Raw genomic sequence first — 12,236 nt, 5'->3', positions numbered from 1 at the left:
AGTCATAACCGATAAAATGTTCATTCCTTCCAATGATTGGATGAACATTGCATTTCGTTTAACGCTATCGCTAATCGTAGGTTGCCTGATTGGAATCAATCGCCAAAAAGGAGGCAGACCCGCAGGAATGCGAACCTTTATGTTAGTGAGTATGGGGTCTGCTTTGTTCGTAATGCTTCCGTTGCAAGCAGAAGGAGATAGTCCCTATGCTGCCACGAATGCTCTGAGCCGTACCATTCAAGGCGTAACGACAGGCGTTGGCTTTCTGGGTGCAGGACTAATCTTGCAGCAGTCCTCGAAAAAGTCTGAACTTCCCAAAGTTCGAGGATTAACAACTGCTGCTTCAATTTGGATTGCAGCCGCACTAGGAGCCGCGATCGGGTGTGGTTTTTGGCAAACTGGACTGGTGGGTGCAGTTTTAACGTTGCTCACTTTAAGTGGAGTGAAGCGAGTTCAGCGATCGATTGTCATTCGATTGCCGCAAACTGGAAATTCTACCCAGCAAGAGCGAGATCGAGATCGAGATCGAGATCGCACCTAGCCTCAATCGTTAAGTTCCTGCCAGCCTGTTTCGTCTTTAATCTGCGCTCCTAGAGGAACTGCCGATTTGCCCTCTGACGTTGCAGAAGAGGGAGTCGCTGCTGTCGTAGCATCTGAAGTTGCTGCTGGAGATGGTAAAGCAGAAGTTGTCTTTTCTGAAACTGTCACTGTTCTGACTTCTTGCCAATTCACCTGTCCCTCGGGTTCAATTTTGACTAAGATTGCATCTGTCTTGTCCTTGCGAGTCAGTTGACACTCAAAACTATCGCCAGGTTTTATGGCTCGATAGCTGCCGCCGCAAGTCACTCGCAATCCATTTTGTGGTGTAGCTTTGATCTTTTCTTGAAATTCAGCTTCTAGCTTTGCCAAATTGAGCAATCGCCAAGAATTGGGAATTTCCCATTTTGCTTTCCCTTCATTCTCTTGCTGAACGGTCACAAAGAAACCACCATCAGGATTTAGCTCGCCAGTACACTCAAACGTACTATCAGGTTGAATTTTGATGTTTGTCGGGCAATGGACAGATTTCACCGAAATGCCATTTTGCTGATTCAAGCTGGTTTTGATTTCTTCTTGTAGGCTAGTCACGTCAAACGTTTTTTCACACCCAGAAAGAATCGCTGTTCCAGCCAAGAGTAAGAGAAATTTTCGCATGGTTAATTACTTTCGATCGCAAGTGAAACTCGTTCTCCACCAATTTGCTGCATCGACCCTAAAACTTTCGCAAGCTGCTGATAAGAGACGGTGCGATCAGCTTTCAACAACACAGATCCTTGTGGACTTTTCGCGAGATAGCTCTGAATCTGCTGAGCCAGTTCGGTTTCAGAGACAAGTTTTTCCCGGATCGCAGTCTGCCCTTGTGCATTCAAGCCCACCACTAGAGATTCTGGAGTTCTTGCACTGGAGGGAGTTGACTTGGCATTGGGCAGATTGACGTTGAGCGTGCGTTGTTGATCGCTGAGCGTCATTGCCACAATAATAAAGAACGTGAGAATTGTCATAATCACGTCCATCATGGGAACTAAATTGACCTCTGGAATACCAGAATTTGACTTCGATTTAGAAAACATAAGCGCTATAGAAGAGATTGATTCGCGATCGCACGATTTTCCAACGACAGTTCCGATTCTGCTTTCAACCGCTTGTACCAAATGTGGCGGTAAATTAGCTCTAATCGGCACCCCACTTTAGAAAAGTAATCGACCTGTTTCGCTTGTAGTGTCACACACAGTCGAAAAATTAATAATGCAACGATCGCAACAATCATGCCTCCTGCCGTTGTGGTCAAAGCTTCCCCAATCCCTCCCGCAGCCTTAGAGGTATCGACAGATGAGCCGCCACCCCCAATTTTCAAGTTAATGAAAGTGATAATTAGACCCGTCACGGTTCCCAGCAGCCCAAGCAACGGCGCAACCGCAATCACTGTTTCCAATAACTTGTCCCCTTTTCGCATTAGGACAAACTCTTCTTCGCCTGCGGTTGCAAGTGCCAAATGAAATGTTTCCGGCTCTGGATAATCAAGTTGCAGTGCTGCGAGCAGAAAACGACCAATCGGCTGATCCGCTGCTCGCAGCGCGATCGCGGTTGCCTCATCTAAGCTGTATTGTGCTGCATCCAAAACATCATGAGCGATCTTGTCTTCGACTCGGAGGACTTGAACCCAAAAGATAGTTCGCTCAATCCCACAGGCGATCGTTGCCACTGACAACCCTGTTAGCGGAATCATCACCGGCCCACCTTTGGCAATCAAATCAAACAGAATAGACATAGAACATCCAAGATTAAGAGAACTAAACTGGCAAGTTTTTCCAAGCGACAACGAGCGTGTTTGCACCGTCTTTTGTTGGAACTAGATTGAGATAAAGTGTCACTGATCCTTTCTTAACTTGATAGAGGCTACCTCCCCCATACTGCTGCGGTAAATCTGTTACTTCATAGCCATTGTTCTGCAAGTTCGATCGAAAGTACTCATCCATCATCGTGTCTGCTTGGCTTGCGACTAAGCTAATGTTACGGATTCCGGCTTTCTGAACTTGCCCGTCATAAAACAAGGTCGGCTGTGCAAACAAAGTGGGATCAGCGGCTTGAGCATCTAGATTGCTCAAAATCTCGGATACTTCAGGCGGAACTTCTACCGCTTTTTTCAAATCTTCTAGTGTTCGAGGCGCATCTGCTAAAACATAAACCGTTCCTTTCTCACTTTGGAGAATACTCAGAAATTGCGCTTGCCCGTTGCGAGAAACTTGATAAATTGCGCGATCGACTGACTGGACTGTCAGCTTACTCTCATATTTCTTTTTCGCTAGCTCCTTAGTAAAGAAATCAGAGACCTTTGCGAGAGCATCGCTCGTTTGCAGACAAGACTGTAGCCCAAAACAACCCGGTTGAGCCGTTGGATAGATAGGGAAATCTGCCCAGTTGTTGCTGTCTGACTCAGCGGGTTTCGTCTCAGCAGGTTTCGTCGGTGATTGAGGGATCGGAGGTTTTGGACGATCGACAGGGCTTGCAACAGGCGGAATTGTTGTTTCTCGAACGGGTGTAATTCTTTGAGGTTGGGTTGGAGTTAAAGGCTTGGGCGGTGCTTTGGTCACTGCCGTCTTGTTCAAAGTCGGCAACTGAGTCACACGAACTTGTTTTTCTTGTTCTTTGGGAGGTGTGGGTTTTGGCTCATTCCCAGTTGGGATCAGCATCAATCCTACATGCAATCCTAGAGAAACTAGCACTGTTAACCAAACCCATTTAGCAGTACTACTCGGTTTAGCCACTTGAAACAGGGGTGAGATCTTCTCATCGGAGATCGCAACCTTATCCAGCACCGCGGTCGCGCTACTATCATTCGGATTAACGCTCTTGTTTGCTGAAGACTCAAGCTGAGACTTGTGTGAATTTTGATCTGAAGTAAACAAAGCAACAACCCTACCTGTGATCATGAAGAAAAGGGGCAAAATGCCCCTAACTGTAGATACTGGAGAAACCGCGATCGAACTTTAGCGAGAAGCCTGAATCCGATCAAAGACTGCACCATCATCAAAAAATCGCTTCTGCGCTTCTGCCCAACCTCCAAAATCTTTGATCGTGTACAGCTTATTCACTTTGGGAAACTTCTTATCAAATTCCTTCGTAATGCTCGTATTGACGGGACGAAATCCGACTTTTGCAAATTCCCGTTGAGCTTCAGGGGAATAAAGGAACTGAACAAATGCTTCTGCAACTTCCCGCGTCTTGCGTTTATTGACGACTTTATCCACGACTGCGATCGGGTTATCGATCGAGATATTATTCTGCGGGATCACGGTAAAGAATCCTGTTTCACCCTTTTGTGACGCTAAGATGACCTCGTTTTCGTAGTTAATCAGCACATCGCCCTGATTCTTCTTGAAGAAAATGTCACTCAGCTCCCGCGCATCTTTAGCAAGCACAGGAGCATTCTTAAACACTTGCGTCACATAGTCTTGAGCTTTCGCATCATCGCCACCTGTCTTACTGACTGCACCCCATAATGCCAGAAAGTTCCAACGGGCAACCCCAGAGGTTTTCGGGTTTGCTGTGACAACGCTAATTCCTGGCTTCGCTAGATCTGACCATCCTCGGACATTTTTAGGATTACCGGGACGGGTCACGAGTGCCACAACAGAACGACTCACCACTGCATCATTTGGAGCTTCTTTCTCCCAACCTGGATCAATCAATCCAGCTTTTTGAATGCGATCGACATCGAATCCAAGTGCAAGATGCACAATATCTGCTTCTAGTCCATCGATCACGGCTCTAGTCTGAGTGCCTGAACCGGCATAGCTTTCAACAAACTTAACCTCTTGGTTCCGTTCGCGCTTCCATTTCTGCTGAAACAATGGGATGACTTTTGAGTAAGCTTCTTTCGTCACCGCAAAAGATACCAGAGTCAGCTCAACAGTCTGCGGGTTTTGGCTGATCAACTGCTGCTTTGGAGCAGGCGGCTGAGTAACAGCTTTTCTTTCATTGCGTAAAGTGTCGATCGCAGCAGAAGCAGGGATCGACAAACTGAAAGTGACTCCAGTAGCTACTAGAAGACTAGGAACTTTTAGGCTAGAAACTTGATGCTGAACCTTATCGAGCAGCGATTGGGCAAAAGAACGATTTTTCATAGATTGAGAATACTTTTAGAATAATCTACGATTGATTGATCGGCATTTAGTAGATTAGTTTGTATCAAGAGAATCTCACAAGTCGCATGAGAAAACAAGACCTGAAAAAGTATTTTTTAGATGCGATTTGCCAATTTTTGAATGACTAGCAATTCATGCAATTTAAAGTATCGATACGAGTTCAATTGAGAAACAGTAATTTCTTACTCGCCTATAAGAGATTAGATATGTGGACTCATATTAAGAGGATGTTTGAAACGTATCGCTCATCGCATTCATCCGCCCCCGGAATTCCATTCCAGAGCGAGATAGAACGGAGTGAGGAAATTGTTGGTACGTTTCAAGGCTCCAAATAAATGACGAGATAAGTAACGAGCTTTACTTTTCATTGCTCCTAGGAGTATGACATACTTGGCAAATAATACGGTATTCCGACCGGTTTAGTGTTATTTGTGATTCCCCATGATAATTGACGCTCAAGGACTCGCGGTGACAAGCACCCGAACTGATTTTTCTTCTCAACTCAGGACTGAACTCGATCGATTTATTGACCAAGCTCTTTACTACGGCAATCAAGCCGAAGCAGCGATTCTGCAAGCGCTGGCACTCGATCCAACCTGCGCGATTGCTCAAGCATACGCTGCCGCTTACTACCTATCCCAGGAAACCGCGATCGCGCGTCAAACCGCGATGCATCACCTCAAAGTGGCTGAGCGTTATGCTGCAACGGCAACTGAACGAGAACAATGGTACATTCGCGCGATTTCAGCTTGGGCAGTCGGCGCAATTTCTGAAGCCATCGACCTACATGAAGCGATCGCAGAGAAATACCCACAAGACCTGATTTCTGTGCAGCAAGGACAATATCACTACTTCTATCGAGGCGAATCTGATCCGTTACTCAAAATTGCCGAGAAAGTTCTTCCTGCCAATGCCGACAATCCCCATCTGCACTATTTATATGGAATGATCGCGTTTGGCTTGGAGCAATGCGGAGACTTAGATCGCGCTATGCAGACTGGACTGCAAGCGATCGCACTAAATCGATTCGACCCGTGGGCGCAACATGCGATCGCGCATATCCTTGAAGAACAAAATCGCCCAGAAGATGGAATTCTCTGGATGGAAAGCCATTCAGACACTTGGGAGCAGTGCAATTCGATGCTGTATACCCACAATTGGTGGCATGTCGCCCTTTACTATCTGGCATTGGGAAATCATCAGAAAGTCTTAGAGCTGTACGATCAAAAGGTTTGGGGACGGGCGAATCCGTCGTCGTCAAAAGATCAAGTCGGTGCGATCGCGACCTTACTGCGCTTAGAAGTGCAAGGCGTTGATGTGGGGAAACGCTGGCAGGCTCTTGCTCCTCATCTGGGTTCGCGTTTACACGAACATGCGCTACCTTTTCAAGATTTGCACTATATTTATGCACTCGCACGGGCTGGATACACAGACTGGGTGAATGAATTTCTTCAAAGTCTCACATCGCACGCACAGCAACTTCCGGCAACATCGCAATTCACCTGGCTGCAAATTGTCTTGCCTGTTGCCAAAGGCTTAATTGCATACACTCAACAAGATTGGTCAACGACAGTTTCGGCAATGCAGCCTCGACTCTCTTATCTACATACCGTCGGTGGGAGTCGGACTCAACAGAAAATGTTTGGTCAGATTTATCAACAAGCTGTTCTACGCAATCAGTCTGGCAAAGTGCGGCAGTTATGGCGAACGGTTAAAGCTGGCTAAAGCACGAATTCGTCACATCGTCATAGAGATCAGCGATCGCTGCATAATCTTCTGTAGTGACAGCCGCAAAGCGCTGAATCTGCATTGCAGTCATAGCTGCTGATAATTCTGAATCTGGATGCAGTAATGCTGATTGAATTTTCTCAATCACTGGATCGCCTAAATGTGTTGCCACCACAATCGGCGGCATCGGACAAGCCCGACTCGACTCGATGATTTTCACATGATGTGCCAGTTCGGGAAAGACGCGAAATTCTTGCTCCAGCACCGTACTATCAATCGCAGCACAATCTGCTTTGCAATCGCTCACCCAACGAATCGATCGCTGATGTGAGCCGGATTGAATCGCATGTTTGAAAAATTGTGGACGTTGTTCCTGAATTAAGCGATCCCGAAGCAAGTAGTAGCCACTATTCGAGCCAGGATCGTTATAACAAACGGTTGAATTTGCTAAATCCGAGAACGTTTGAAACGAACTCTCCGCATGAACAATGATATCGGAGAAGTAAATTGGCGTATTTTGATACCGCTCAGCTTGCATCACTGGAGCCGCGATCGCGATGAACTGCTGAGGTCGAATTCGACCATATCGAACAAATGGCAGTCCACAAATAAAAGCCAGATCGATCGCATCTTCATAAAGTCGCGAATCCTTCAACGGATCACATTCACCGACCATCAAATCAGCCTGACAGCCCAAGACTCGCCCCAAATAAAGAGTCACAGCTTGATAAAACTCCAACCAATTTGGAGCCAAGTATGAAATCGCATGAAAAGACACAATCTGATTCCTCAGCAAGCATTAGAGTTATCGTAATCCCAAGTAAATCGATCAAATAATAGGAGTATTTTTCTTGCGCTTTATCTCTTTCTCCGATACGATTGAAAATTGAGATAAGGACGGTAATCCTACAATATTACCGTAGATTAGGAGAACAATTCATGAAGTTGAAGCACCATCCACATGAGCTAGCACCACGCTTGGCTCAAACCTTCAAAACACTATTTAATCTGCACTCTGTCAGAAAATTCGTTTCACTCTTTGTGATCGGCACGACCTTGAGCCTCGCTATCGCCTCCTGCGGCGGCAACACCGCTTCAACTTCTTCTAGTCCCAACAGCGCTAGCCCCGTTGCCAACGCCGCTAAAGAGGTCGAACTCACCCTCGTCGGCTATGCCGTCCCCAAAGCCGCCCACGATGCCATCATTCCTAAGTTCGTCGAAAAATGGCAAAAAGAAAAAGGTCAAACCGTCACCTTCAAACAAAGCTACGGTGGCTCAGGCTCTCAAACTCGCGCCATTATTGATGGTCTTGAAGCCGATGTCGCCAACTTAGCGATCGCTGCCGACACCGAAAAGCTCGTCAAAGCCGGATTTGTCAATTCTGACTGGACGACCAAAACCCCGAATAATGGCATTGTCGCCAAAACGGTCGCTGCGGTGATTGTCCGTCCCGGTAATCCCAAAAATATCAAAACCTTTGATGATTTGACCCGTCCCGATGTCAAATGGGTCACGGCAGACCCGAAAACCTCAGGGGGCGCTCGCTGGAACTTCCTCGCCCTCTGGGATCATGCTTTGAGAGCCAACAATAAGGATGAAGCTAAAGCGACCGAGTTTGTCACCAAAGCGTTTGCGAATGTGGCAGTGCTGGCAAAAGATGCCCGTGAATCGACTGACGCATTCTCCAAGCAGGGACAAGGCGATGCCTTGATCAACTATGAGAATGAGGTGATTCTGGCACAGCAAAAGGGGGAAAAGCTGGAATATGTCGTGCCGGATCCGAATGTGTCGATCGATATTCCGATTTCGGTGATTGATAAGAACGTGGATAAGCATGGCACGCGGGAAGTTGCAGAGGCATTTGTGCAGTATTTGTACACCCCGGAAGCACAAGCTGAATTCGTCAAGTTAGGCTTCCGCCCGTTGGATGGTGCCCCGGTGAAGACGAAAGAAAATACGGACAAGTACCCGGCGGTGAAGACCTTGGGCACGATTCAGGAGTATGGCGGGTGGAGCGAAGCACAGAAGAAGTTCTTTGACGATGGAGCGGTCTTCGACCAAGTCCAAGCTTCGATCAAACGTTAGGCATAAATAGAGCCGCAGCAAGAACATTCACTCTCTGCGGCTCTAACTTTCTGGTTTTATTTGGAGTACTGTATGGCTTCTTCTGCTCAAGTTCCCTCTCGAAAAGGATCGATTTGGAAAGCGTGGGGACGATCGATCGTTCAGATGCCGTGGACATGGCGGATCATGCTGTCATATTTGACCGTGATGCTTTTCATTCCGGTTGTAGCAATGCTATTAAAATCTGCAACAGTCGGTCCTGCGGAGTTTTGGCGGATTGCGACGAGTCCAATTGCGCTTTCTACTTATGACATTACTTTTACAACTTCATTAGTTGCTGCATTGATTAATGGAGTCTTTGGAACCCTGATCGCTTGGATTTTAGTGCGATATGATTTTCCACTGAAGCGGTTAGTCGATGCTTCCGTTGACTTACCTTTCGCTTTACCGACCGCAGTTGCAGGTCTAACCTTAGCAACGGTCTATAGCGAAAATGGCTGGCTTGGTTCATTACTTGCCCCATTTGGAATCAAGGTTGCCTTTACTCGGGTTGGTGTTGGGATCGCGATGCTCTTTATCTCATTACCATTTGTAATTCGCACAGTGCAGCCCGTTCTCTCAGAAATAGAAAAAGAAGTCGAAGAAGCAGCTTGGAGTTTAGGAGCTTCACCTTGGCAGACTTTTCAAAGAGTTGTTCTGCCGCCCTTGTTTCCAGCAATTTTAACTGGAGTTGCGCTAGGGTTCTCACGCGCTGTAGGTGAATATGGCTCAACTGTAATCATTTCATCGAACACTCCTTTTCGCGATTTGATTGCACCGATCCTGATTTTCCAGCGTTTAGAACAATATGACTACGCTGGAGCAACAGTGATCGGCATGGTTCTATTGATGATTTCGCTCTTGATCTTGCTTGCACTCAACGTCTTGCAAAATTGGGGAAGACGCTACGACACAGGATCTAGCAGAATGCCTGGGCATTAATTAGGAGATTAAAACAATGACGACGATCGCGGATACTCCACGTTCAGCTCAAACAAGAAAAACAACGCAACAAAAAAGTTGGGTTCCAATTCTACTCATTGGTATCGGTATTGCCTACCTGGGGCTAATCCTATACATTCCTGCCATCAATGTTTTTTACCAGGCGTTTAAGGGAGGTGTTGCACCATTTCTCTCGAACTTGACACAGCCGAATTTTATTCACGCGATTAAGTTAACTGTGATGCTAGCCGCGATCGCAGTTCCGCTCAATACAGTTTTTGGACTCTGTACTGCTTGGGCACTGGCTCGCAAACAGTTCCGAGGACGCACCTTGTTACTGAGCATCATTGACCTACCGTTTGCAATTTCTCCCGTTGTCGCAGGTTTGATGATCGTCTTGCTGTATGGGCGACTCGGTTGGTTCGGAACATGGTTACAAGCCAACGATATTCGGATTGTGTTTGCTTTTCCGGGCATGCTACTTGCAACGATGTTTGTGAGTATGCCTTTTGTGGCAAGAGAAGTGATCCCAGTTCTAGAAGAAGCGGGAGCCGATCAAGAAGAAGCGGCAAAAACCTTGGGCGCAAATGGTTGGCAGACATTCTGGCGGGTCACATTGCCGAGTATTCGGTGGGGGTTGCTCTATGGAATTATCCTGACCAATGCTAGAGCAATGGGCGAATTTGGAGCGGTCTCGGTTGTGTCAGGTAACTTAGCTGGAAAAACGCAAAGTTTACCGTTGTTTGTAGAAGAAGCCTACAAACAATATGAAACAGAATCAGCTTACTCAGCAGCCGTATTGCTAGCCTTGCTTGCGGTCGTTACTTTGGTGCTGAAAGAGATTATGGAACGAAAGACGCGCATCAAAGAAGTGGAATAGCAGTGATGGCACAGAGCAGACAAGTTTTTCCTAACCCTGAAAATATGTGTTCAACGTTACAAAGAAAACCCGAACCTGACTAATATACTGTTATTCTATGGATAAACCGTAGAATGCAGGGAAAACTTCTCTGGAGGATTGAGGCACCGTGGGTATTGAAGTACAAAACGTTTCCAAGCACTATGGCTCGTTTCATGCGGTTGATCAAGTCAACTTAAGCATCAAAACTGGCTCTCTCGTTGCATTATTAGGACCTTCTGGGTCAGGTAAATCAACGCTCTTGCGCATGATAGCAGGATTAGAAACCCCAGATGAAGGACGGATTGCATTAATTGGTCGCGATGCGACATATCAATCAGTCCAGGATCGCAATATTGGCTTTGTGTTTCAGCACTATGCACTGTTCAAGCATTTGACGATTCGAGAAAATATTGCATTTGCTTTGGATATTCGCAAGAAACCCAAAGCAAAAATTAAAGAGCGCGTGGAAGAACTCCTAGAGCTAGTTCAGCTACAAGGATTTGGCGATCGCTATCCGTCTCAACTCTCTGGCGGACAACGCCAACGGGTTGCACTCGCAAGAGCTTTAGCCGTACAACCGCAAGTATTGCTACTCGATGAACCTTTTGGAGCGCTCGATGCCAAAGTCAGAAAAGAACTGCGAGCTTGGCTCCGACGGTTGCACAAAGACGTGAACGTTACCACAGTGTTTGTCACTCACGATCAAGAAGAAGCAATGGAAGTTGCAGATGAAATCGTGGTGATGAATCGCGGTCGAATTGAGCAAGTCGGAACTGCAACAGATATCTATGATCATCCTGCTTCTGCGTTTGTCATGAGCTTTATTGGTCCAGTCAATGTAGTTCCTGCTCGTGCAGGCATTTTACCCAACGACGGCAACAAGGTTTTAGATTCCGATCGCGTGTTCTTGCGTCCGCATGACATTGATATTGAGCTAATTCCGTCCTCAGAATCAGTTTCAGCCCAAGTCGATCGCGTGATCCACTTAGGTTGGGAAATTGTCGTTGAAATCCGACTTGAATCTGGGGAATTAGTGACTGCGAATCTGAGCCGCGATCGTTTTAATCAACTCAGCCTAGAGCCACAACAACGTATCTACATTAAGCCGAAAGTTGTGAAGACATTTCCAGCCTACGCACTGAGCTAGCTTGAGCAAAGACGAATCCAACTGCCTTTCTCTCTTGCAATGGTGCCCCAGGAAGCAGAGAGAAAGACTGCTCTACTTTTAGGACTAACAGTTTTACGATACAAAACGAGTCAATCTACCGAGTGTTTGAATGCAATCAGATCTCTCTAGCTATACTCCTATAGAACTGACTTCTAGGATTGAGTATGCATTGCTGACACTCTTAGAACTTGTGGGTCATGCAAATCGAAGTTATGCGCCGCTCACGATTACAGAAATTGCTTCAAAACATTCTATTCCTGAGCGCTATTTAGAACAGATTATGACGATTCTCCGGCGTGGGGGACTCGTCCGCAGCTATCGAGGGTCTAGAGGTGGCTATGTTCTTGCACGCGATGCAAAAGAAATTACTTTATTTGAAATCGTTGCGTTCGTGGATGGAGAACGCAAACCCAGAGAATTAGAGGTTACGCCAAATTTAGAGCGGCAAATTGTTTATAACGTTTGGCAGAGCCTCAATACACTCTCTCAAAAATTTCTCACGGGCATTACGCTAGAAGATCTCTACCGAGAGTGGGATGAGAACCAGCGTGGCAATCCGATGTACTACATTTAGCTATCAAAGACATAGAATAGGCTTTTGTTCTCAGGATGCACACCGTTCTGCTGAGACAAAATCTTCTGCTGCAAAAGCAATGTTTCGATTTTCTAAATTTTGAGAGCTAGCTTCAATCACTGCACCTCGTTTGCA

General features: G+C 46.4%; 13 protein-coding genes. 7 read left to right on the top strand and 6 right to left on the bottom strand.

Annotation, left to right across the window (positions count from 1 at the left end; translation table 11 throughout):
• Positions 1 to 40 precede the first annotated feature (40 nt).
• Complete coding sequence (locus ACMUEV_RS02950) at positions 41 to 541, top strand: MgtC/SapB family protein (protein ID WP_242044475.1); 501 nt, start codon at positions 41 to 43, stop codon at positions 539 to 541.
• Positions 542 to 543: 2 nt separating this feature from the next.
• Here ACMUEV_RS02950 and ACMUEV_RS02945 read toward each other — a convergent pair whose 3' ends face one another.
• The 5 genes from ACMUEV_RS02945 to ACMUEV_RS02925 are packed head-to-tail and all read right to left on the bottom strand — an operon-like array spanning position 544 to position 4,664.
• Entirely contained in the window at positions 544 to 1,194 is a 651-nt protein-coding gene (locus ACMUEV_RS02945; RefSeq protein ID WP_190651884.1) for a DUF4333 domain-containing protein, read from the bottom strand.
• Positions 1,195 to 1,196: 2 nt separating this feature from the next.
• A complete protein-coding gene (locus ACMUEV_RS02940; RefSeq protein WP_017290790.1) occupies positions 1,197 to 1,610 on the bottom strand; it encodes an ExbD/TolR family protein in 414 nt (137 codons plus the stop codon).
• A gap of 5 nt (positions 1,611 to 1,615) precedes the next feature.
• Positions 1,616 to 2,308, bottom strand: coding sequence for a MotA/TolQ/ExbB proton channel family protein (locus ACMUEV_RS02935; RefSeq protein WP_017290791.1), 693 nt, complete (start codon positions 2,306 to 2,308; stop codon positions 1,616 to 1,618).
• A gap of 22 nt (positions 2,309 to 2,330) precedes the next feature.
• Positions 2,331 to 3,470, bottom strand: coding sequence for a hypothetical protein (locus tag ACMUEV_RS02930; protein ID WP_348251533.1), 1,140 nt, complete (start codon positions 3,468 to 3,470; stop codon positions 2,331 to 2,333).
• A 57-nt stretch (positions 3,471 to 3,527) separates the two neighbouring features.
• On the bottom strand, positions 3,528 to 4,664 hold the full coding sequence (locus tag ACMUEV_RS02925) for a sulfate ABC transporter substrate-binding protein (RefSeq protein WP_190651886.1): 1,137 nt from the start codon (positions 4,662 to 4,664) through the stop codon (positions 3,528 to 3,530).
• Positions 4,665 to 5,126: 462 nt separating this feature from the next.
• Here ACMUEV_RS02925 and ACMUEV_RS02920 point away from each other — a divergent pair, with 462 nt between their 5' ends.
• Positions 5,127 to 6,410: a tetratricopeptide repeat protein gene (locus ACMUEV_RS02920; RefSeq protein WP_190651887.1), complete on the top strand. Its 1,284-nt coding sequence runs from the start codon at positions 5,127 to 5,129 to the stop codon at positions 6,408 to 6,410.
• Here the strand turns inward: ACMUEV_RS02920 and ACMUEV_RS02915 are convergent.
• On the bottom strand, positions 6,397 to 7,191 hold the full coding sequence (locus ACMUEV_RS02915) for a PhnD/SsuA/transferrin family substrate-binding protein (RefSeq protein ID WP_190651888.1): 795 nt from the start codon (positions 7,189 to 7,191) through the stop codon (positions 6,397 to 6,399). The genes ACMUEV_RS02920 and ACMUEV_RS02915 overlap by 14 nt on opposite strands.
• 161 nt (positions 7,192 to 7,352) lie before the next feature.
• Here ACMUEV_RS02915 and ACMUEV_RS02910 point away from each other — a divergent pair, with 161 nt between their 5' ends.
• The 5 genes from ACMUEV_RS02910 (at position 7,353) to ACMUEV_RS02890 (ending at position 12,101) form a co-directional block, all read left to right on the top strand.
• Positions 7,353 to 8,498 carry a sulfate ABC transporter substrate-binding protein gene (locus ACMUEV_RS02910; RefSeq protein ID WP_415354732.1) on the top strand — a complete coding sequence of 382 codons (1,146 nt, stop codon included), beginning with the start codon at positions 7,353 to 7,355 and terminating at the stop codon, positions 8,496 to 8,498.
• Between the two features lie 72 nt (positions 8,499 to 8,570).
• Complete coding sequence (gene cysT / locus ACMUEV_RS02905; RefSeq protein WP_190648307.1) at positions 8,571 to 9,458, top strand: sulfate ABC transporter permease subunit CysT; 888 nt, start codon at positions 8,571 to 8,573, stop codon at positions 9,456 to 9,458.
• A gap of 16 nt (positions 9,459 to 9,474) precedes the next feature.
• Complete coding sequence (gene cysW, locus ACMUEV_RS02900; protein WP_190648308.1) at positions 9,475 to 10,338, top strand: sulfate ABC transporter permease subunit CysW; 864 nt, start codon at positions 9,475 to 9,477, stop codon at positions 10,336 to 10,338.
• Between the two features lie 148 nt (positions 10,339 to 10,486).
• Complete coding sequence (locus tag ACMUEV_RS02895; protein ID WP_190648310.1) at positions 10,487 to 11,506, top strand: TOBE-like domain-containing protein; 1,020 nt, start codon at positions 10,487 to 10,489, stop codon at positions 11,504 to 11,506.
• Positions 11,507 to 11,636: 130 nt separating this feature from the next.
• Positions 11,637 to 12,101, top strand: a complete 465-nt coding sequence (locus ACMUEV_RS02890; protein WP_017290800.1) for an RrF2 family transcriptional regulator — start codon at positions 11,637 to 11,639, stop codon at positions 12,099 to 12,101.
• Positions 12,102 to 12,236: the final 135 nt, after the last annotated feature.

This window comes from Leptolyngbya sp. FACHB-1624 (assembly GCF_047649235.1).
GTDB classification, from domain to species: domain Bacteria; phylum Cyanobacteriota; class Cyanobacteriia; order Leptolyngbyales; family Leptolyngbyaceae; genus Leptolyngbya; species Leptolyngbya boryana.
Note: the sequence above shows the minus strand (reverse complement) of the source record. Positions and strands in the feature narration are given on the sequence as shown.